18 protein-coding genes are annotated in these 21,629 nt (G+C 66.4%); 8 read left to right on the forward strand and 10 right to left on the reverse strand.

The features are described 5' to 3' along the window. Positions 1-136 precede the first annotated feature (136 nt). Positions 137-889 (reverse strand): DNA-formamidopyrimidine glycosylase family protein, encoded by a 753-nt coding sequence (locus DYQ94_RS08520; RefSeq protein ID WP_104541886.1) that lies wholly within the window; start codon positions 887-889, stop codon positions 137-139. 107 nt (positions 890-996) lie between these two features. Here DYQ94_RS08520 and DYQ94_RS08525 point away from each other — a divergent pair, with 107 nt between their 5' ends. Further along, complete coding sequence (locus DYQ94_RS08525) at positions 997-1,779, forward strand: DUF72 domain-containing protein (RefSeq protein WP_160955216.1); 783 nt, start codon at positions 997-999, stop codon at positions 1,777-1,779. A gap of 409 nt (positions 1,780-2,188) precedes the next feature. Then, on the forward strand, positions 2,189-3,862 hold the full coding sequence (gene treA / locus DYQ94_RS08530) for an alpha,alpha-trehalase TreA (RefSeq protein WP_160955217.1): 1,674 nt from the start codon (positions 2,189-2,191) through the stop codon (positions 3,860-3,862). A gap of 146 nt (positions 3,863-4,008) precedes the next feature. Here the strand turns inward: treA and DYQ94_RS08535 are convergent, their stop codons facing one another. Beyond that, a complete protein-coding gene (locus tag DYQ94_RS08535) occupies positions 4,009-4,968 on the reverse strand; it encodes an arabinan endo-1,5-alpha-L-arabinosidase (RefSeq protein ID WP_160955218.1) in 960 nt (319 codons plus the stop codon). Positions 4,969-5,502: 534 nt separating this feature from the next. On the opposite strand from DYQ94_RS08535, the gene DYQ94_RS08540 reads away from it, so the two are divergent. Next, complete coding sequence (locus tag DYQ94_RS08540; protein WP_126965514.1) at positions 5,503-6,198, forward strand: AIM24 family protein; 696 nt, start codon at positions 5,503-5,505, stop codon at positions 6,196-6,198. A gap of 990 nt (positions 6,199-7,188) precedes the next feature. Here the strand turns inward: DYQ94_RS08540 and DYQ94_RS08545 are convergent. Continuing rightward, positions 7,189-8,100: a CorA family divalent cation transporter gene (locus DYQ94_RS08545; protein WP_046345619.1), complete on the reverse strand. Its 912-nt coding sequence runs from the start codon at positions 8,098-8,100 to the stop codon at positions 7,189-7,191. 186 nt (positions 8,101-8,286) lie between these two features. Beyond that, entirely contained in the window at positions 8,287-9,663 is a 1,377-nt protein-coding gene (gene cycA, locus DYQ94_RS08550; RefSeq protein WP_039523314.1) for a D-serine/D-alanine/glycine transporter, read from the reverse strand. 567 nt (positions 9,664-10,230) lie between these two features. On the opposite strand from cycA, the gene DYQ94_RS08555 reads away from it, so the two are divergent. Next, on the forward strand, positions 10,231-12,003 hold the full coding sequence (locus tag DYQ94_RS08555) for an expansin EXLX1 family cellulose-binding protein (protein WP_160955219.1): 1,773 nt from the start codon (positions 10,231-10,233) through the stop codon (positions 12,001-12,003). Positions 12,004-12,127: 124 nt separating this feature from the next. On the opposite strand, the gene DYQ94_RS08560 is transcribed toward DYQ94_RS08555, so the two are convergent. Then, positions 12,128-12,343 carry a hypothetical protein gene (locus DYQ94_RS08560; RefSeq protein WP_024937810.1) on the reverse strand — a complete coding sequence of 72 codons (216 nt, stop codon included), beginning with the start codon at positions 12,341-12,343 and terminating at the stop codon, positions 12,128-12,130. 155 nt (positions 12,344-12,498) lie between these two features. On the opposite strand from DYQ94_RS08560, the gene DYQ94_RS08565 reads away from it, so the two are divergent. Then, entirely contained in the window at positions 12,499-13,299 is an 801-nt protein-coding gene (locus tag DYQ94_RS08565) for a transporter substrate-binding domain-containing protein (RefSeq protein ID WP_160955220.1), read from the forward strand. 118 nt (positions 13,300-13,417) lie between these two features. On the opposite strand, the gene DYQ94_RS08570 is transcribed toward DYQ94_RS08565, so the two are convergent. After that, positions 13,418-14,293, reverse strand: a complete 876-nt coding sequence (locus tag DYQ94_RS08570; RefSeq protein ID WP_016902964.1) for a DMT family transporter — start codon at positions 14,291-14,293, stop codon at positions 13,418-13,420. Between the two features lie 251 nt (positions 14,294-14,544). Between DYQ94_RS08570 and DYQ94_RS08575 the strand changes: the two genes are divergently transcribed. Further along, the gene (locus tag DYQ94_RS08575; protein ID WP_425519417.1) at positions 14,545-15,447 is read left to right on the forward strand and encodes a class I SAM-dependent methyltransferase; all 903 of its coding nucleotides are present in this window, start codon (positions 14,545-14,547) and stop codon (positions 15,445-15,447) included. Between the two features lie 206 nt (positions 15,448-15,653). After that, the gene (locus tag DYQ94_RS08580; RefSeq protein ID WP_237475020.1) at positions 15,654-16,208 is read left to right on the forward strand and encodes a hypothetical protein; all 555 of its coding nucleotides are present in this window, start codon (positions 15,654-15,656) and stop codon (positions 16,206-16,208) included. Positions 16,209-16,376: 168 nt separating this feature from the next. On the opposite strand, the gene DYQ94_RS08585 is transcribed toward DYQ94_RS08580, so the two are convergent. Beyond that, complete coding sequence (locus DYQ94_RS08585; protein WP_232618370.1) at positions 16,377-16,700, reverse strand: hypothetical protein; 324 nt, start codon at positions 16,698-16,700, stop codon at positions 16,377-16,379. A 308-nt stretch (positions 16,701-17,008) separates the two neighbouring features. Between DYQ94_RS08585 and DYQ94_RS08590 the strand changes: the two genes are divergently transcribed. Next, entirely contained in the window at positions 17,009-17,554 is a 546-nt protein-coding gene (locus DYQ94_RS08590; protein WP_160955222.1) for a hypothetical protein, read from the forward strand. Between the two features lie 64 nt (positions 17,555-17,618). Here DYQ94_RS08590 and DYQ94_RS08595 read toward each other — a convergent pair whose 3' ends face one another. The 3 genes from DYQ94_RS08595 to DYQ94_RS08605 all read right to left on the reverse strand — a co-directional run bounded on the left by DYQ94_RS08595 (position 17,619) and on the right by DYQ94_RS08605 (position 21,405). Continuing rightward, positions 17,619-18,518, reverse strand: a complete 900-nt coding sequence (locus DYQ94_RS08595; RefSeq protein ID WP_160955223.1) for an NAD(P)/FAD-dependent oxidoreductase — start codon at positions 18,516-18,518, stop codon at positions 17,619-17,621. Between the two features lie 431 nt (positions 18,519-18,949). Then, complete coding sequence (locus DYQ94_RS08600) at positions 18,950-19,390, reverse strand: Rrf2 family transcriptional regulator (protein ID WP_221202421.1); 441 nt, start codon at positions 19,388-19,390, stop codon at positions 18,950-18,952. A gap of 140 nt (positions 19,391-19,530) precedes the next feature. Then, entirely contained in the window at positions 19,531-21,405 is a 1,875-nt protein-coding gene (locus DYQ94_RS08605) for a GGDEF domain-containing protein (RefSeq protein ID WP_102255609.1), read from the reverse strand. Positions 21,406-21,629 lie beyond the last annotated feature (224 nt).

A 21,629-nucleotide genomic window follows, 5' to 3' on the forward strand; every position in this document is an offset into this window, starting at 1 on the left:
TAGCGAGCGTGGCGGCCGACGCCCGCTGCTTGCCGACAGGCACTGCCCTGCCCCGGCAGTATGGATCCTGCAGGCTGTGCCGGCGGTCGTTCGCCCTACGGCGGTCGATGCCGGCTGGCCAGTATGCGCACGTACCTCAGCCATCCTCCGGGCGGTACAGCCGCTGGCAGACCTCGCAGAAAAACGCCCGCCGCCCGGCCTTGCCCAGGTGCTTTCGATACTGCAGCGGCGCGCCGTCGCGCGGGCAGCTGGTTTTGGTATGCACCTGATAATGCTTCTTCAGCACGAAGGCCTTTTTCCAGCTGTAGAAGTCGAAGCTATAGTCGCGCGCCTGGGTGACCAGCTCGCCGAGCTTGCGCGCTGGCAATGCGCCCACCGTGCTTTCCGGATGCACGCGGATGCGGTGCAGCACTTCGTTCTTGATGATGTTGCCGACGCCGGCAAAGATGGTCTGGTCCAGCAATGCATCGGCGGCCAACATGCCGGGTGCGGCGCGTAACTTGCGCCGTGCCTGCGCGCCATCCCAGAGCGGGTTCATGACATCCGCCGTCCAGTCGTAGACCTCATCCAGCGGGCGCTCGATGAACTGCACCGAACAGGCGTAGAAGTTCAATCGCTGGCCCTTGGAAAACTCCAGGCGCAGACGCGGCACCGCATTCGGCTTGTCCTCGTCGATGCGATAACTGCCGAACAACAGAAAGTGGATGCGCACGCTGAACTGCGCACACTCGATCAGGAAGTGCTTGCCCCAGCTGCGTAACGCCAGCACCTTTTGCTGCTCCAGCCGCGCGATGTCCTGCTTGCTGTTACCGGACACGCGCAGGATCTTGCGGCCAACAAACGCTTCGGTCTGTTCGCGCAGGATGACAAGGGAAGGACCTTCTGGCATGCGCCCAGTATCGAAGTCGTCGGTGAGTCGGCCGTGAGCGCAGTGCACACGCAACGCTGACATGCGCGCATGCATAGAGTGCTGCCCACCCGTCTTGCGTACACCTCATGCAGGCTCGTTCATCCATCGCCCTGCCGCGCGTGCGCTGTGGCTGCGCAGGCTGGTCGATTCCGGCCGCCGACCGCGCCGCATTCGGCGATGGTGCCAGCGTCTTGCAGCGCTACGCCACACGTTTTGATGCGGTGGAAATCAACTCCTCGTTCCATCGTCCGCACCGTGCCAGTACCTACGCACGCTGGGCCGACAGCGTGCCGGAGGATTTCCGCTTTTCGGTCAAGCTGCCGCGCAGCATCAGCCACGATGCACGCCTGCTTGGTACCGGCGCATTGCTGGATGCCTTCCTCGCCCAGGCCGGTGCGCTGGGCACGCGACTGGGCTGCCTGCTGCTGCAACTGCCGCCCAGCGCTATGTTCGATGCGCCGGTGGCGGCCAGGTCTTTCGCCATGCTGCGGCGGCGCTGGGACGGCGGCGTGGTCTGCGAACCGCGCCATGCCAGCTGGTTTCTCCCGCAGGCACAGGCGCTGCTGGCACGCCACCGCATCGCACGCTGCGCCGCCGATCCGGCGCCGGTGCCGGACGCCGCCACACCGGGTGCGACAGCCGGCCCGCAGTACTGGCGCTGGCATGGCGCAGCGCGCATCTACTACAGCAGCTACGACGCCAGTGCGCTGCAGACACTGGCCGACGCGGTGCGCAACGCAGCGCAGGACGCGACGCATCCGCAGGCAGAACGCTGGGTGATCTTCGACAACACCGCCGCCGGGCTGGCGGTGCCCAACGCGCTGCAGCTGCAGCGTTTGTTGCAGACCGGTCGGCCGCGCCAAGGCTGACGCATAAGGACAGCAAGCCGCCTGGCTTTGTTCGGCGTGCCACCGGTGCGTCCACGCCGCTGCAATCGGTCAGGCGAGCAAGGCCGAGCTGCCACCGGCCAGTCCACACGCGCACCGGCTGCCGTGCACTGGCAGTGCCGCCCACCCGCCGCGCGCTGTGGCGCGCATCTTGCAGCGATGTCGGCAATCCGACGCGGTCCGCACGTGGCTCAAGCTGCCTCGATCCGGGCCGATAGGCCTGAATCGGCAACGCAACCCGCGCAGCCACCTGCAGCCCCGCGCCGGATCACCTTGCTGAATCCAGTCGTCTCCGTGCGAAGCCTGTCGGCCTGCCGACACCGTCGTCCGGCCCCGCCCGCCACTTCGGTCGTTTACCATGCCGCACGTCACTGCCCGTTCTGGAGATGCCATGAGTTCTGCCGCGCCCCCGTGCTGCACGTCGCTGCTTGGCCTGTCGCTGAGCATGTTCGTGGCGCCCTGCACGTTGACCGCCGCGCCCATGGACACTCCGGTCGTCAACGCACCGGCGGCCACGCCGCCCACGCCCGACCTGGCCTACCCGGAACTGTTCCAGGCGGTGCAGAGCGGCGAGCTGTTCGACGACCAGAAGCACTTCGTCGACTTCCTGCCGCTGCGCGACCCGGCGCTGATCAACGCCGACTATCTGGCGCAGCACGATCACCCCGGCTTTGACCTGCGCAAGTTCGTGGACGCCAATTTCGAAGAGTCGCCGCCGGTGCAGACCGACGCGATCCGCCAGGACACCGCGCTGCGCGAACACATCGACGAGCTGTGGCCCAAGCTGGTGCGCAGCCAGACCCACGTGCCGCCCTACAGCAGCCTGCTGGCGCTGCCGCATCCATACGTGGTGCCGGGCGGGCGCTTCCGCGAGGTATATTACTGGGATTCCTACTTCACCATGCTGGGCCTGGTGAAGAGCGGCGAGACCACGCTCAGCCGCCAGATGCTGGACAACTTCGCCTACCTGATCGACACCTACGGGCATATCCCCAACGGCAATCGCAGCTACTACCTGAGCCGCTCGCAGCCGCCGTTCTTCTCCTACATGGTGGAACTGCAGGCCGGCGTGGAAGGCGAAGCGGTTTACCAGCGCTACCTGCCGCAGCTGCAGAAGGAATACGCCTACTGGATGCAGGGCAGCGAAGACCTGCAGCCCGGCCAGGCCGCGCGCCATGTGGTGCGTCTGGCCGACGGCAGCCTGCTCAACCGCTACTGGGACGAGCGCGATACCCCGCGCCCGGAAGCCTGGCTGCACGACACCCGCACCGCCGCCGAGGCCGGCGACCGCCCGGCCGCCGAGGTCTACCGCGACCTGCGCGCCGGTGCCGAGAGCGGCTGGGACTACACCAGCCGCTGGCTGGCCGATGGGCAGAACCTGCGCACCATCCGCACCACCGCCATCGTGCCGATCGACCTGAACAGCCTGCTGTATCACCTGGAGCGCACCCTGGCCCAGGCCTGTGCGCAGCCGGGTGCCGAATGCACGCAGGACTACGCGGCGCTGGCACTGCGCCGCAAGCAGGCCATCGATGCGCACCTGTGGAACGCGGCCGGTTACTACGCCGACTACGACTGGCAGACCCGCAAGCTCAGCGACCAGGTCACCGCCGCGGCGCTGTATCCGCTGTTCACCGGCCTGGCAACCGACGCGCACGCCAAACGCACCGCCAGCACCGTGCGCGCGCGCCTGCTACGCCCCGGTGGCCTGGCCACCACCGCAGTGAAGACCGGCCAGCAGTGGGACGAGCCCAATGGCTGGGCACCGCTGCAATGGGTGGCGGTGGACGGCCTGCGCCGTTACGGCGAAGACGCGCTGGCGCGCACCATCGGCGAGCGCTTCCTCACCCAGGTGCAGGCGCTGTTCGCGCGCGAGCACAAGCTGGTCGAAAAATACGGCCTGGAAGCCGATGCCGCCGGCGGTGGCGGTGGCGAATACGCGCTGCAGGACGGCTTCGGCTGGACCAACGGCGTCACCTTGATGCTGTTGAACCTGTATCCGGACACCGCGAGCAAGCCGGCGCCGGTCAAACGCGTGCGCAAGCCCGAAGCGGCCACGCGCTGAGTGTGCGCCAGCCGCTGCCGGGCATGCCCGGCGGCGCTGGCAGCCTCGCGGTTCTGGCAGTCGGCAACGCCAGCGGATCGCTGCAACAAACATCGCCTGATCGCTGCGCCAGTGCAGCGCGCAGCAGCGTGTTCGCTTGATTGCTGCTACTGCACCACCGGCCATGCACTGCCGTCATAACCCAGCCGGTTGATGCCTAGGCGCGCGTCGCCGCGGTCGTCGTAGTAGTGGTAGACCAGGATGTCGCCGTCGCCATCGCGGAACACCGATTGCCCGCCCGGCCCATGCATGCTGCCCAACCCGGACTGGATCACCGTGCCGCCGCCGTTGCGCATGTCCACCCCGGCGCGATCCAGGTACGGCCCGGTCACCGAGCGCGCACGCCCCACCGCAATCTTGTAGGTGCTGCTGGCGCCCTTGCAGCACGCATCGAACGACACGAACAGGTAGTACCAGCCATTGGCCTGCTGGATGAAAGGCGCCTCCACCGCGCCCGGGGACGGCCGGCTCGCCAGGCTGTAGCGCGTCGTGTTGCCGGACAGCTGCTTGCCGGTGCCGGGGTCGAGCTGGATCAGCTTGATCCCCGACCAGAACGAGCCGAACGCCAACCACCACTTGCCATTGCCGTCCACCACCAGATTGCCGTCGATGGCGTTGTAGTCGTCGCTGCTCTTGGAGGTGTAGACGATGCCTTGATCCTTCCACGAGCCAGGCTTGCCGGTGCTGCTGCTGGCAAGCGCAATCGCCGAGGTATTGGTGGCGAACTTGGAGGCGGTGTAATACATCAGATACTTGCCGCCATGGAAGGACACATCCGGCGCCCATAGCTGGTTGTCCGGGTTGTAGCTGCGCACCCAGCTCGGCATGCTGCTGAAGATCGCGCCCGCATTGCTGAACTTGGTGCGGTCGGTACTGGTGACCACGCCGGTGGTGGCATAGATGTAGTAACGCCCATCGCTCAGCTTGAGCATCGACGGGTCGTGCACGATGGTGTCGCCGCTCACCACACCCGGCCCCACTGCCGCTTGCGCGGGCGCGCCATGCAAGCCAGTGGCAGCAGCAGCCAGGACCAACAGCGACGCAATCGCGCGACTACGCAGAGACATTCCAGACCAGCCACCTTCCACTCGACTGCCACCCACAACGCCCATCGCCCCACTCCTTGAACAACGTAAAGACGTTTTCTGTAGGATCAATCTAGCCCGGCAACAATGCCACGAATCCGACGCCGATCTCAGAAGCGTTGTGCAAACCGAGCGGTTGTTTTATTTGCGACGTGCCTTCGTGCCGAACTGTGTAATGCAGCTGGGATTGCATACGTCGTAACGTGGCGCGCACAGAGTCACTGCACCAGTGGCGTATCGGCGTCATCTCTTCATCGCCGTGCAGTGCGTCGATGCCAACCCGCATCCATGACGCTGCAAAAAGCTGCAGTACCACTTCGCCACCACGCATAGATCCTGATGGAGGGTCGCCTGGTTGTAGCAGTCATCGCGCGCGACGCGCTGACTGAGCACCATGTGCGCCGCAACATCGGCGCGCCATCTGTGCAGACGCACAGCGACGCGCACACCAGTATGCTTCGAAGATACAGGCCTGCCGCGTATCATGCGCACTCTTTCACCCTCCAGGACGGACCCATGGCCGTACGCACGCTCAACGAATTTCTCGCCCATTCCAAGGAAAAGGACGTCAGCCCCGATCCGTTCGAACTGGAAAATCCGCACCTGCTGGAGGTGCGCCTCGACGGCATGGTGTGGTCCAAGGCTGGCGCCATGGTCGCGCGCACCGGTAACGTCAAGTTCACCCGCGAGGGATTGCTGGAACAGGGCCTGGGCAACCTGCTGAAGAAGGCGGTCAGCGGCGAAGGCATGCAGCTGATGAAGGCCGAAGGCCAGGGTCGGGTGTATCTGGCCGACCTCGGCAAGCTGGTGACCTTGCTGCGTTTGAATGGCGACGCGATCTTCGTCAACGGCAACGACGTGCTGGCGTTCGAATCCGGCGTCGAGCACAAGATCACGATGATGCGCAAGGTGGCCGGCATGCTGTCCGGCGGCCTGTTCAACGTGCGCCTGAGCGGCCACGGCATCGTGGCGATCACTTCGCACTACGAGCCGCTGACCCTGCCGGTCACCGCCGCCAGCGGCCCGGTGTTCACCGACCCCAATGCCACCGTGGCCTGGTCGGGCACGCTGTCCCCGGAGCTGGTCACCGACGTGTCGATCGGCACGCTGTTTGGCCGAGGCTCGGGTGAAAGCCTGCAGATGCGTTTTGCCGGCGAAGGCTGGGTGGTGGTGCAGCCGTACGAGGAAGCCAGCTTCCAGGCCAAGGGCTGATCCAGGCCGCCCGGCAGCAATCAACAATGCGTCTCGCCTGGTTGCACGCTACGCAGCTGGGCAGTTTTCCGGTCTCGGCGCAGTGCGCAGTGACAGCTGCGCATCCCAGCCCACCCTGTAGGAGCGCCCCTGGGCGCGAGGGCCTTCCCGGTAACGCCGCGTCGTCCCGGTAACGCCGCATCGCGCCCAGGTGCGCTCCTACGGGTTTCCTGCAGTCTGCCGCGCGCTGCACAGCTACCGCGCTGACCCAGCTTGGCATTGCGTGGTCACGCCACCGTAGGCAAAGGATGATTGCGTTGACGGCTCCTCGTAGGAGCGCCCCTGGGCGCGAGGGCTTTCCCGGTAACGCCGCGTCGTCCCGGTAACGCCGCATCGCGCCCTGGTGCGCTCCTACGGGTTTCCTGCAGTCTGTCGCGCGCTGCGCAGCTACCGCGCTGCCCTAGCCTGGTATTGCGTAGTCACGCCACCGTAGGCAAAGGATGATTGCGCTGACGGCACTCTGTAGGAGCGCCCCTGGGCGCGAGGGCCTTCCCGGTAACGCCGCGTCGTCCCGGTAACGCCGCATCGCGCCCAGGTGCGCTGCTACGGGGTTTCCTGCAGTCTGCCGCGCGCTGCACAGCTACCGCGCTGCCCTAGCCTGGCATTGCGTAGTCACGCCACCGTAGGCAAAGGATGATTGCGTTGACGGCTCCTCGTAGGAGCGCCCCTGGGCGCGAGGGCTTTCCCTGCAACGTCGCGTCGTCTCGGTAACGCCGCGTCGCGCCCAGGTGCGCTCCTACGGGTTTCCTGCAGTCTGCCGCGCGCTGCACAGCTACCGGGCTGCCCTAGCCTGGCATTGCGTAGTCACGCAACCGTAGGCAACAGATGATTGCGTTGACGGCACCCCGTAGGAGCGCCCCTGGGCGCGAGGGCCTTCCCGGTAACGCCGCGTCGTCCCGGTAAAGCCGCATCGCGCCCTGGTGCGCTCCTACGGTTTCCGGCTCTGATGCATCACACCCAGCCACGTTTGCGGAACCAGGCCAGCGGCACCAGCATGCTCAGCACGATCACGCCCAGCGCCCAGTAATACGCGTCGTGCCACTTGAGCTCGGGCATGTAGGCGAAGTTCATACCCCAGATGCCGACCAGCACGGTGGGCGGAATGCCGACCACCGAGGCCACCGCCATCACCTTCATCACGTTGTTCTGGTCCATGTTGATCATGCCCAGCACGCTGTCGAGCAGGAACTCGATGCGGTCGTCCATGTGCTGCTGGAACTCGCTCAAGGTGGTCAGGTCCTTGTGCAGCAAGCCGATGCGTTTGGCCGCATCGGCACCGAACCAGTCCGGCGCGGCGTCATCCAGATAGGTGACCAGGCGCAGCAGGCCTTGCCCCGCATTGTGCAGCCCGCCCAGACGCCGGCCCATGCCTCCGACCTGATGCAGCATGCGCTCCAGGTCCTTGGTTTTGTGCGGGTTGTCGAACACCTGCCGGGTGGTGTCGGTGACCTCGGCTTCCAGCGATTCCAGCCGGTCTGCCAGGCGCCCCACCAACTGGTCGAAGATGCGCAACAGCAGGTCGTCGGCGCTATGGCAGGGCTCATGTGCAAGACGCGCGGCCACCGCATCCAGCGAGCCCATGTGCTGCTCGCGCAGGGTCACCAGCATGGTCGGCGACAACGCAAAGCCCAGCGGCGCAGTCGGGCCATCGTCGTCCTGAAAGCGCGGCACGTTGAGAAACAGCACCTCGCCCTGGCGCCGCACCCGGCTGGAGAATTCGATCTCGCCGATGGCCGCGCGATCCGGCAGCGCAAAGCCCACCTTGTCTGCGGCCTGCGCCAGTTCCTGCGCGCTGGCCTGGCACAGGTCGACCCAGCAACCTTGCGTGTGCTGTGTTCCGGCAATCGGGTGCGTCGTGATCATGCGATGGGCCGTGGCGATGGATGGCGGCGAGCATCCCGTTCCACCCGATCCGCGTCAACGTCGCGCGCAAAACGCGCTTAGCTGCCAGTGGCCTTTATCGCAGCGCCGTGCAGCCACAGACGCCAAGGCCCCGCGGTGCGGGGCCTTGATGAGGTCTTCGGTGGATGTCTTGGCTGGTACGCGCGCTCAGCCGCTGCGCGTCTGCTGCCGCTTCACCGCATAACCGATCGCCAGGATCAGGAACCACACCGGGCTGGCCAGCAAGGCCTGGCGCGTGTCGGCCTGCAAGGTCAGCAGCACGATGACGAAGGCGAAGAACGCCAGGCACACGTAGCACATCAACACGCCACCGGGCATCTTGAACGCCGAGGCCGCGTGCTGCTCGGGCCGCTTGCGCCGGTACGCGATGTAGGCGCACAGGATCAGCGACCACACGAACATGAAGAGCACCGCCGACAAGGTGGTGACCAGCGTGAACGCAGTGACCAGGTTGGGGATCAGGTACACCAGCATCGCGCCCAGCAACAGGCACAGGCAGGAGAACAGCAGGCCACGTGCCGGCACCGCCGCACGCGAGAGCTTGGCAAAACCCTTGGGCGCGTGCTGCTCCTCGGCCAGGCCGTAGAGCATGCGGCTGGTGGAGAAGATGCCGCTGTTGGCCGACGAGGTGGCCGAGGTCAGCACCACGAAGTTGATCAGGCTCGCCGCCGCCGGCACGCCGGCCAGCACGAACAGCTCCACGAACGGGCTCTTGTCGGCCACCACCTGCCGCCACGGCGTCACCGCCATGATCGCGATCAGCGCCAGCACGTAGAAAATCAAAATGCGCACCGGGATCGAGTTGATCGCCTTGGGCAGGTTGCGGCGCGGGTCTGCGGTTTCCGCAGCGGTGGTGCCGACCAGCTCGATGCCGACGAAGGCGAACACCGCGATCTGGAACCCGGCAAAGAAGCCGCCAATGCCCATCGGGAACATGCCACCGTCGTTCCACAGGTTCGACAGCGAGGCCACATTGCCCGACGGCGAGCGGAAGCCCCAGGCCACCAGCCCGGCGCCGGTGAGGATCAAGGCGCAGATGGCGATGATCTTGATCAGTGCGAACCAGAACTCCATCTCGCCGAACAACCTGACCGTCACCAGGTTCAGGCTCAGCAGCAACAGCACGCACAGGATGGCCGGGATCCACGGCGCCAATCCGGGAAACCAGAACTGCGCATAGGCGGCGATCGCGATGACGTCGGCGATGGCGGTGATGATCCAGCAGAACCAGTACGTCCACCCGCAGAAGAACCCGGCCCACGGCCCGAGCAGATCGGTGGAAAAGTCGATGAAGGACTTGTACTCCAAGTTGGACAGCAGCAGCTCGCCCATCGCGCGCATCACGAAGAACAGCATCGCGCCGATGATCAGATAGACGAACAGGATCGACGGGCCAGCCAGGCTGATGGTCTTGCCCGAGCCCATGAACAGCCCGGTGCCGATCGCGCCACCGATGGCGATCAGCTGCAGGTGGCGATTGGAGAGACTGCGTTGCAGATGATCGGGCGCGGACGGATCGGACATGGGGCACGGCACCGGCAAGTGAACAAGCAGTCAAAAATACGAGATCGCGGCAGCGCGCACCAGCGGTTTGCGCTGCCGCGCCGGGTAGGCCGCAGCGTGCGCCGGCGAAGGGTGGTTGGCTTGCCCCATCGTGGTGCGCTGCATATCTTCGCGTCCACCGCTGCGTTCACTGAGGAACCACAGCCACCGGGGATGCGCGCACCGCATCGCCGGAGCAGTCATCGCCCTGCCTGGCACTGCCGCGTTGCAATGCTGTCCACTCGCGCTGCGCACGCACATGCACTACCAGGGCACGAGCATAGCCGGTCGACCACGTCCGCAGCATGCCTGCCGCTACGTCCGTCACCCGCGCAGCGCAACATGGCCACCGCTGGTCGGCGATGCATCAAGTACATACCGCCGACAGCGGCGGCGCATCAAGCATCCCGCACAAACCGCGACCCCCGTTGCATTGCGGCCGCTCGCCTGCCGCGGCTCCCACACTCCTGCCCGCTTCCTTGACCCGGCGCACGGACCGCAGATGACGATCGCTGGTCTCCTGCGCAGGCCATTCCTCAGGACACTCCCATGCGCGCGCATACGCATCTACTGCTTGGCCTGGCCTTGCTGACTCCCGTGACCGCACTGGCCGTGCAGGTCGACACACGCGGACACCTCACCGATGCGCGCGGCCAGGCGCTGCAGGTACGCGGCGTGACCTGGCCCGGCTTCGATCGCGCAGCGCTGGCGGCCACCGGACTGCGCAGCAATACGCTGCAGCAACTGCTGGATCAGATGCAGGCATCGGACATCAATACCGTGCGCGTGCCGATCTGTGCGGCAACCCTGCAAGCCAGGCCGGTGGCCGCCGCCGAGGTGGCCGGCGACCCCGCGCTGGCTGGCCTCACTTCCCTGCAGTTGCTCGACGCCGTGGTGCGCGCCAGCACCCAACGCGGCATGCAGGTGCTGCTCGCTTTCGCCGATGGCGCTTGCGATGACGCGGCGCCGCAGCTCGGCACGCAGCACAACGCCTGGATGGAGGGCCTGGGCCTGCTCGCGCGCCGCTACGGCAGCACCGCGGGCATGCTCGGGATCGACCTGGGCAGCAGCGGCTACCGCAATGCCAACTGGGCGGGCAATACGGCAGACACCGACTGGAACCGCATCGCTACGCGGGCAGCGGCCGCGGTGCTGAAGCAGGCGCCGGCCTGGGTGATCGGTGTGGAAGGCGTGGGCAACGACGCGCTCTGCAGCGATTCCGCACGCAAGGCCGCCGGCAGCAATCTGCAGCCGCTCGCCTGCGTGCCGCTGCGCATTCCGCGCGCACATCTGCTGCTGATGCCGAAGCTGGCCGGGCCGGATCGCGACGCGGCGGACGCGTTTGCAGCGGCCGACTTTCCGCGCAGCCTGCCGGCGAGCTGGCAGCGCGATTTCGGACAATTCTCGGCCAATCACGCGGTGCTGCCGGTGAGCCTGGGCGGAGGCCTGGGCGATGGCGATCCACGCGACCGGGCATGGCAACACGCACTGAGCGGGTATCTGCGCAACACCGGCATGCGCAGTGCCGTGCTCGGCAGTTGGGAGGTGGGCAATGCCAACAACGGTGGCCTGCTCGCCAATGATGGCAACCCGCGTGCCGACAAGCTGCAGGTCCTGCATCAGGCCTGGGGACTGACGAGCGCCAGCGCCGCCACGCCGTCGGCGAAGACGGCCGCTGCCGCGGATGCCAGCAAGGCCACCGGCTGGAACAGCACCTTCACCGGCACCGCGACCTACACCAGCTCCGGCTATTCCGGCGGCGCGGTGCTGCTGGATCCCATTCCGAGCAATGCCTTCATCACCGCGCTCAACCCCACCCAGATGAACTTCGGCGGGGTCAGGGCCGCACTGGCCGGCGCCTATCTGGAAGTGACCGGGCCCAAGGGCAAGGCCGTGGTCTACGTCACCGACCTATACCCGGAGGGCGCATCGGGCGGCCTGGATCTATCGCCCAACGCCTTCGCGGCCATCGGCGACACCGTGCAGGGGCGCATCCCGATCAGCTGGAAGATCGTGCGCGCACCCACCACCGGCAACGTGCAATACCGCATCAAGGAAGGCAGCTCGCGCTGGTGGGCGGCGATCCAGGTGCGCAATCACGCCTACCCGGTGGTCAAGTTCGAAGTGAAACAAGGCAGCAGCTGGAAGAGCCTGCAGAAGATGGACTACAACCACTTCCTCGGCGAGCAGCTCGGCAACCAGCCCTTGTCCATTCGGATCACCGATATCCGCGGCAAGGCCATCTTGGACACGATCCCCGCGCTGCCCGAAGACGGCAACAAGCCGGTGTACTTCGAACCCGGGCATGTGCAGTTCCCTTGACGGGGGCATCGCGCCCTCGACCATCCGGCTTGGGAGCATCCAGACGATGCTGAAGAATCTCAGTGTCGGCCGCACACGCCTGGTGGCTACTCAAGTGCTTGGTTAGCCGCTCTTACCCCCCGCATCAACCACCCGCAAGCCCGCCACCGACGCGGCCGGGCAACGCCTGATCGTCGTCTTCTTCCAGATCGCCCACCTCCTCGCGCAAACCGCCTTGCTGCGGAGTCTGTTCTTCCAGCGGGATTTCGTCTTCATTGGTATCCGGATCGGGCGTGCCGTGTGCCGACAGCCCGGCAATGGCGGTGGTCATCGGACGCGCAGTGCGTGGATTGAGCTGCATGAGGTGACTCCGATCGGTTCGAATGAAGCACCGACAGTGCGCATCGCAGCGCTACCGCACCGTGATCCCGGGCAGGATCGTGCTGACATGCCGTTGACGTCGGCCACGCCACATCGGCCACGACTATCATGGCCGCAATTTTTCGAGGCCACGCCATGCGCCATCGCATCTGCCTTGCGTTCCTGCTCAGCTGCGGCCTTGCGCACGCAGCCGCGCCCGAGCCTGCCTCACGCCTGGATGCGGTGCTGCAATCCGGCGTGCTGCGGGTCTGCACCACCGGCGACTATCGCCCCTATTCGCTGCTGCGTGCCGACGGGCAGTTCGAGGGCAGCGATATCGCCCTGGCGCAGTCGCTGGCCGGCAGCCTGGGCGCGCGCGTGGCGTTCGTCCGCACCAGCTGGCCGCAACTGATGCCCGACCTGCTCGCCGATCGCTGCGATATCGCGGTCGGCGGCATTTCGGTCACCTTGCAACGGCAACGCCAGGCCAATTTCAGTGCGGTGCTGGATGTGGACGGCAAGATTCCGCTGGTGCGCTGCGCCGACCAGGCGCGTTACCGCAGCCTGGCGCAACTCAACCGACCCGAGGTGCGCGTGATCGAACCGCCCGGCGGCACCAACGAGGCCTTCGCGCGCCAACAATTGCCGCGCGCGCACCTGCGCCTGTTCGCCGACAACACCACCATCTTCCAGGAGCTGCTGCAGCAGCGCGCGGACGTGATGATCACCGACGCCTCCGAAGCGCTCCACCAGCAGGCACGCCTGCCCAGCCTGTGCGCAATCGCACCGGAGCAGCCGCTGCAATACGGCGAAAAAGCCTTCCTGCTACCGCGCAACGACCAGCCCTGGAAAGCGTACGTCGACCAGTGGCTGCACCTGAGCAAGGCCAGCGGCGAGTACGCGCGCATCGTTGAAACCTGGCGCGCGCCACGCAAGGAATCCACTGCGCCCCCGTAAAAACCGGGATTGGGGAGTCGGGATTGGGGATTGGCAGCGGCAAGTGACACCAGCGACAACACGCTTTGACGCCGTTACCAATCCCCAATCCCCAATCCCGACTCCCCAATCCCCGCTCTCAAACAATCTTCGTCCGCCGCCACCACCGCGACACCTGCTCCTCACGGATCAGCGTGAACAGGCCTGCGCCCAGAATCAGTGCGATGCCGACCGCCATCGGCCAGTCCAGGTGGTCGTGGAACAGCAGGTAGCCGAAGGCGATCGCCCACAGCATCTGGCTGTATTGGGTGGGCGCAACCACGCTCACCGGCGCCATGCGCGTGGCGTACATCAGGCAGATCGCTGCCAGGCCGGCAAGCAGGCCGTAGCCGGCCAACAACCCCCACTGATACAGCGTGGGCCAGACAAAGGTCGGCAACATCATGATCCCGCCCATCACCAACGGGCCGATCACCCCGGCGCCGTACAAGGTCAGGCGTTTTTCGCTATGCCCGGCCATGCGCAGCGTGATGACCGAGATCGCACCGACCAGGCCACACACGATCGCAGCCACATGCCCGTGGGTGAGATGGCGAAAGCCCGGGCGCAGCACGATCAATACACCGATGAAGCCGACGATTACTGCCGACCAGCGCCGCCAGTGCACTTCTTCCTTGAGGAACACCACCGACAGCACGGTGACGAAGATCGGCATCAGGAAGATCAATGCAAACGCCTCGGCCATCGGCAAGGTGGTGAACGCAATCACCGAGGTCAGATTGCCGATGGCACCGGTGAGCGCACGCAACAGCCACAGGCTGGGTTGCTTGGCCATCACCAGTTCGCGCAACCGGTCGTCCGGCTTCTTCAAAAATGGCACAGCCACCAGCATCAGCAGCGCACCGAGAAACAGCACTTCGTAGACCGGCAGCGTGCCTTCCAGCAGCTTCACGAACGCATCGCTGATCGAATAGGCCGCATAACAGGCAAACCCCAACAACACACCCTTCAGCATTGCCGATCCTCCACAGTTGGCGCCAATCGGACAACATGTCGATGGGGGCAAGTGCGCAGTATGCGGTGCGGCGTGCGTCAGAGGAATCGGCGCACGCATCCGGGTACGACGGCTCATGTGTCGCACCGTCACCGTCGCAGACGACCCGGCGGCTCGTGTCGCTGCAGATAAGCGCCGCTGCGCCACCGCGCCATCATGCCGGCGCTGCGCTGGATGCGCATGCGTGATGGGGTCGGTTACGATGCCAGTCCATCCCTCGCACCCGCAGCGCGCGTGACGCGCGCCCACCAGACCAGCGACTCGTGCCCCACTACTCCGGCCCACTACTCATTTCCTCCGATGCCCAGGCGCTGCTTGCCGCGCGCGGCAGCGGTCTGACCCAATGGACCGGCTCGCTGGATCTGGGCCGCAGTACCGGCACCGCGCAGCTGGATGCGCAGACCTGGCAGTGGCGCGGCAGGGGCTACCCGTATCCGGGCAAGTTCAAGGAGCGCACGCTGTACTTCTGGGACGGTGACGATTTCGCCCCGATCTCGCGTTTCAGCGGTGCGCTGATCAAGCTCGTTCCCACCGAATGGGGTGCGCCCACCTTCGAGATCGATGGCATCAAGATGCTACCGTCGGCGCAGCTGTCGCCGTTCGACGATGCGCGCCGCAAGGTGGCGCTGGTCGACCCGCGCGGCAAGATCGTGCTGGATACCTGCGGTGGGCTGGGCTACTTCGCCGCCTGCAGCCTGGAAGCCGGGGTGGCGCAGCTGCACTCGTTCGAAAAGAATGCCGACGTGCTGTGGTTGCGCACGCTCAATCCCTGGTCGCCGGACCCGGACGATGCCGCCTACGGCGGACGCCTGCAGCTGACCCACGCCGATATCTCGCAGCACATCGCCACGCTGGCAGACGATTCGGTCGATGCCATCCTGCACGACCCGCCGCGCTTCGGCATTGCCGGCGAGCTGTATTCGCAGCTGTTCTACGACCAGCTGGCGCGGGTGTTGCGGCGTGGCGGGCGCCTGTTCCATTACACCGGTGCGCCCAACCGGCTCACCAGCGGGCGCGATGTGCCCAACGAAGTGAGCAAACGCCTGAGCAAGGCCGGCTTCAGCACGCAACTGGCGTTGGATGGTGTGCTGGCGACGCTGCCGGCGCGGCGCTGATTGCAGGATGTTTGCCGCAACTGAAAACGCGCAGATCGGTCGCCGCCAGCTGCAGGTCAGCGCTGCACGCGAAGCCGCAATGCAGCAGACAGATGCCGACCCGGGCGCTGGCCGCCTCCGTCTGACTGGAGTGCAGCCGGTGTGCCAGCCACGCCTGACCAGCAAACGGATCTGCGATACTGCAGCGCCCACGACAAGGACGTTGCATGCGCATCCGCTTTCCGACCTGGTTGCTCGCCGCGCTGTTGGTGATGACCGGCGCACACGCGCAGACCGCGCCGCAGACGTCGCCGCCGCCGCAGCCCATGTCCGAAGTCACCACCCGCCATCCGGTAACCACCGCGGTCCTTGCCGGGCGTACGATTCGCCTGGGCGAACACGCCGGCAAGTGCGCGATCCTGCGCGATGACGAAGTGCTCCCGCTGGGCATCGGCGCACCGTGCTACTTCAGCATCAATCGCGAATACGGCGCCCAGGTGCACCACTTCCACGGCAGCGACATCGTGCTGGTGCAACACGCCCACCCCACCTCTGCGCCGGACTGGGATATCAAGCTGTACGGGGCGATCTGCGCGTTCGAAGCGCAGGCCGTGCGCGAAGTCGATGGCGTGCTGGAACCCGGCAGCGTCGCCACTTCCTGGCACTGCGACCCGACCATGGGAGCCGATCAGAAGCAGTTCGTCTACAGCTATGACACCTGGCCCAAGCGCGAGACGCAGCCGCCATCACGCAGGCAAAGGCAAAAGCAGACACAGCCCTGATGGCCGCATGATGCGCAGGCATCGATCGGTGCAAACGGTTGCCACGGCCTTGTGACCCGACCGCTGACCAACACCGTGTACTCAACAGCGGCTTGCCGCACGCCTGCGCAGCCGCGTCGTCGACAGCGCGGCACCGCAGTTGCGCATGCTGTGGAACGACCACGCAGGTCACCGCCTGCCGCGTCGGTACGTGGTCCAGGCAACGTAGGTGAACCAGGCGATGATCGCCAACGGCACACTGGTCAGCAACGCATCCCAGCAGACGGCGATCCAGAACCGCTGCGGGTCTGCATCCGCGTAAAAGATCCTGGTCGGCCGGCCGCGGATGACGCTGATATAGCGCCCCGTGACGATCGCCTCCAGCACCAGCCACAGCCGCATGCAGCAGGCGATTGCCACGACAACGGCTCCCCCGCCGATGATCCATTCGTGGATCCGGGACGCTGCGGGAGCTGGCGCAGGTGGCGGTGATTTGGGCCGCTTCTTTTTCACGCAGGCATCGGTTCGATGGTGGCGGCGCAGTGTACGCGCAGCGCAACCGGCCGAGGCCATCCATCGCACGCATGCAACACCTGGTGGGCGCGCAGCGAGCGCATGCCACGCACCTGCCGCCTGAGCGCTGCCGCTATACTGACGGCGCAGCGCACTCGCTCAGAGTGAATGGAATGCTCCACGCTGCATTCGTCTCAGGGAAGATGGCCAGCAACAGTGCAACATGGATTGTCCGGGCGCTTCCTTGGGCTTTTTGCCGTCTTCGCCATGCAGTGGCGACAACGGCCTCGTACCAAGGATCTTTCGCTTTGAAGACGTTCACCACTTTCCTGCTTGTCTCTCTCAGTCTGCTGCTGGCTTCCTGCGGTGGCGGCACCACCACCGGCGCCTCCAAGCTCTCCTCCAGCGACTACCTGCTGCACAACATCTCGGTCTGGAATGGCGCAGTCACCATCATCGACCCATGGGTGTCGGGCGATCGCGGGCAGAGCCTGGTGGCCGATGCCATCGCGCACAAGCCACTGGACAGCTACAAGACCGCACTGGGCAGCCAGCGCAAGGCACTGGCCGCCAACGCGCAGGCCAATACCGCCATGGCCGCGGGCGTGCCCGACAACGCCAAGGACCTGGACGGCAAGCTGTCGGCCTACCTCAAGCGTGCCGACGCGATGATGGCCGCGCTCGAACGCGTGGCGGCCCTGCCCAACGGCTACGGCAACGCCGAGCTGGCGCCGTTGGCCAAGGATCTGGAGACCGCGTCCACCCAGCTCAACACCGATATGGAAGCGCTGAATACCGCGCAGCGCGCGTACGCCAAGCAGCACAAGATTGCGATGCAGGAAGTCAGCCAATAAGCAGCGCAGCCGCGATCAACCCTGCAGGCCGGCATGGTCTGCAGGGGCGATCGCAACACGCCGCTCAGCTGCTCAGACCGAACATCAACGAGCGGTGCGTTGCCACGCCGGCCATTGCGCCGCTGGCAACCGCAAAGGCGATCGATGCCGCCGGGTTGGCCACATCACCGCAGGCAGCGATACCCGGCACCGAAGTGGCCTGCATGGCATCCACCGCGATGTGACGGCCCAGCGGCCCATCGCTGGTGCTGCATCCCAGCGATGCGACCAAGGCACTGAGCTCGGTCTGGGTGGTGATGAACAGGCCATCCAGCGCGCAGACCCGCCCATCGCGCAACACCAGCTCCAGCACGTCGCCGTCGCCTTGTAGCGCCGCCACTGTGCCGCCCACCACGTGCACGCCACGTGCCTGCAAGTGCGCGTGCTGCGCCTCGTCCAGCACCACCGCGTCGTTCAAGAACAGCTGTGTTGCGCCCCAGTCCGGCAGCATGGCCGCCTGATGCACCGCAAAGGCGGAGGTGGCGAGCACGCCGATGCGGCCTTGGCCCAGCTCATAGCCGTGACAGTACGGGCAGACGAACACCTGCGTGCCCCAGCGCTGCGCCAGGCCGGCCAGCGGCGGCAGACGATCGACCCCCCCCATCGCCAGGACAAGGCGACGCGCGGTATGCGTGGAGCCATCGGCCAGCGTCACCTCGAAGGCTTCCGCCTCGCCGCGTAGCTGTATCACCTGGCCGTCGGCCCATTGCACGCTCGGATAGGCCAGCAGCTGCGCGCGTCCGGTCTCGGCAATCTGCGCAGGCGACGCACCGTCGCGGCTGAGAAACCCGTGCGAGGTGGTGGCAGAGCGATTGCGGCGCTGGCCGCTATCGATCACCAGAACTGCGCGCCGTGCACGCGCCAGCTGCAGCCCGGCCGACAGTCCGGCATAGCTGCCGCCAATGATGATCACGTCGTGCTGCATGTCCGCTCCCGGTTGAAATCCGCTTTATGTACTTTTCGATGTTACATGAAAAGACCGGCGATTCAACCGCGCTGTACTGACGTTGCTACCTGCTTGATGGCTGACGGGTTGCGTGTGCTAACGAGGGTTGATGCGCTGCCTGCTGTCACGCTTGCCGTGATCGGCGGCGGTTCGCGTCGTCACCTGCAGGAATGCATTGTTTGCCAGTGCGGCGTGGCGGTGCTGCGCGGATGCGCACATACACGCTATGTCGGGAACGACAGCGTCCTGGCGATTGCGCCTGGCTAAGTGCGCCCTGTCTGCGATCGATGCCGACCAGCTGCCGCAAAGCGCATGCGTATGCCGCATGGGACTGCAAGCGCAGGCACACCGCGCGCCTGCCATCCCGGCTGCACGCCATGTACAACAGCGTATGCAACAGCTGGTGTGCGTCAGCGCCTGCGTTTGCCTGTCGGTGAACCGGCGGGCAGCGCGGCTGCCGTGCACAGTGCATCGAACTCGTCCGCCAGCGTTGCCAGCGTCACCGTGCCCAGGCGCTGCAGCAACACGGTTTGGGCCTCGGCCAGCGCGTCGGCGATGGCTGCGTTGACCACGCGCTCCACGCCACACTGCGGGTTGGGGTGATCGGCGCCGATCGCAAACAGATGCGGGCCGCCCACTGCACGGTGCACGTCCAGCAATGTCACCTGGGTCAGGTCGCACGCGATATGCCAGCCACCGTTGTGGCCCTTGCTCGACTGCACGTAGCCGGCAGCACGCAAGCCGGCCATGGTCCGACGCACCACCACCGCATTGGTCGACAGCATGCCGGCGATCTGCTCGGAGGTCATCGGCTGCTGGCTTCTGGCCATGTGCAACAGCACATGCAGCATGCGGGAAAGGCGGCTATCGGTTCGCACGCGGTCTCGGTTCGCTCAATCGACGGAAGGCAACGTGGCAGCGCCACCGCACGATTGTGCCGCAGCCCCGCGCAGATGTCGCAGCCGGCGCCGCGCAGCCGCGCATGCGGCAGTCAAACCACCGCCCATTGATCGCGCCCGGCGGTCTTGGCGGCGTACAGCGCAAGATCGGCCTGCCCCAGCAGCACATCCAGGCCGCTCCCCGCAGTGACGCTCACCGCGCCCATGCAGAAGCGCACCGGCTGGTTGGCGGGCAGGCCGGCGATCTCGATCGCGGCAACCGCGTTGCGCAGCCGTGCGAACACCGCCGGAATCTCCTCTGCGCTGCAGCCCGGCAGCACCAGCAGGAACTCCTCGCCACCCAGCCGGCCCAGCCGATCCTGCGTGCGCAGCGCCAACCTGGAGGCGCTGGCAAGCGCCTTGAGCACGGCATCGCCGGCGGCGTGGCCATGCATGTCGTTGATCAGCTTGAAGTGGTCCAGATCGATCAATGCCAGCATGCACGGGACCTGCGAGCGCACCGCCTGCTCGACCTGCTGCTGCGCCTCGGCGCGAATGGCGCGGCGATTGGGTAGGCCGGTGAGTTCGTCGCGCATCGCCAACCGCGAGAGTTGCCTTCGATGGCGCGCACCGAAGGCCAGCACCACCAGCGCGCCCAGCAACAGCAGGCAGGCCGCGCATAGCGCAATCCACAAGGCGCGTTGCCCGGCTTCGCGGGCTTGCAACGCCAGTTGCGCGGTCTCGCTGCGGCGGCGCAGCTCGGCGGTTTCCGCGCCACGGCGTGCATCTTCGTAACGCGCCTGCAGGCGCAGCATCACGGTATCGCGCTGGCGATCCAGGCTCTGCGCGCGCAGCGTGTTGGCGCGCTGCAGTTCCTGGTAGGCCTCGGCATGCCGCCCCTCCGCTGCCAGTGCCTGCGCAATGGCATCGAGCAGTCGCGCGCGCCGCACCAACGGCAGATTGGGGTCGTCCGCTGCCCGGGCCGCGATGATCTCCATGCCGAGGCTGCCGGACTTGAGCGCGGTCAATGCCTGCAACAACACCGCATGGCAGGCGGCCACGCGGCCGACATTGCCCTGGCGTTGCATCAACGGCAGCGCCTCGCGCGCCATTGCCAGTGCTGCAGCGGCATCGCCGGCGTCGATCAGCACCTCGCTGGCGCTAGTCAATGCCGCGGCCACGCCGGCCTGATCGCCCAGCTCGCGGCTGAGCGCCAGCGCGCGCCTGAAATGCAGCAGCGACGCGTCCGGCTGCTGCGCTGCCAGCGAGGTGCCGTATTCGTATTCGATCAGGCTGCGCTGGAAGCGTGCCGGCTGGCCGCGCAGGCGCGCCAGGGCGCGCAGCAGATAGTCTTCGGCGTCGTTGTCTTCTGCCGAACGACCACCCACGCGGCTGGCCAGCGAGCCGAGCTGGGTCAGGGCATCCAGCTCCAGGCTCAAGCTGTGTTCGCGCACTGCGCACTGGTAACTGGCCTGCGCCGCGTTCCAGGCCTCGTCGCTGCTGCCGGAGGCGAGCATGCTCCACATGTCGACCGCTTCGATCTCGCACAGCAGATCGTTGCGCCCCAGCGCGCGCGCCTGCTGACGCAGCGCTTCCAGCCGCGCCAGCATGCCGCGGTTGGGGCTCTCGCGCACATCGCTGAGCGCCTGCACGATCGCCAGCCACAGCTGCGCCTGCGCCGCGTTGCCGCGCACCCGTTCCAGCATCGCATGCGCCTGGGCCAGGACTGTCTGGCGGCGCTCGGTCTCTTCCAGCGAAATCAGCACCCGCGCCTGCGCCAGCAAGGCCCAGAACTGCGCATCGGCGTCGCCATCGCTGCGGGCACGCTCGAACGCGGCCTGGGCGGCCTGCAGGGCGGCCCTGGGGTCGTCGATCGCGGCGGTCTCGATGCTCTTCCACGGCTGCGGCTGCGCCCACAGCATCGCGCTGAACAGCATTGCAGCCATCCCCACGGCCATGCGCCGCCAGCGTGGCGTCGCACTGCTCATCGACACCTCACGGCGACGATGAGCCACACCGCATGGCTGCCGTGCACAGCAAGCGCCGCCCGGCCCGCATCGGGTTTGCTGGCTGCTGCGGCACTCGAGCTCTCCCATGGTTGGCTGGCAGTGGAATCGGGGCGATGTCGGCGTCTGACTGACGCCACTTCGATGCAAAAACACGCGGTCATGATGACCGGCGAACACGGCAGGTCATGTGATCGCCACGCTAT

Source organism: Xanthomonas sp. LMG 8993, assembly GCF_009835065.2.
GTDB classification, from domain to species: domain Bacteria; phylum Pseudomonadota; class Gammaproteobacteria; order Xanthomonadales; family Xanthomonadaceae; genus Xanthomonas; species Xanthomonas arboricola.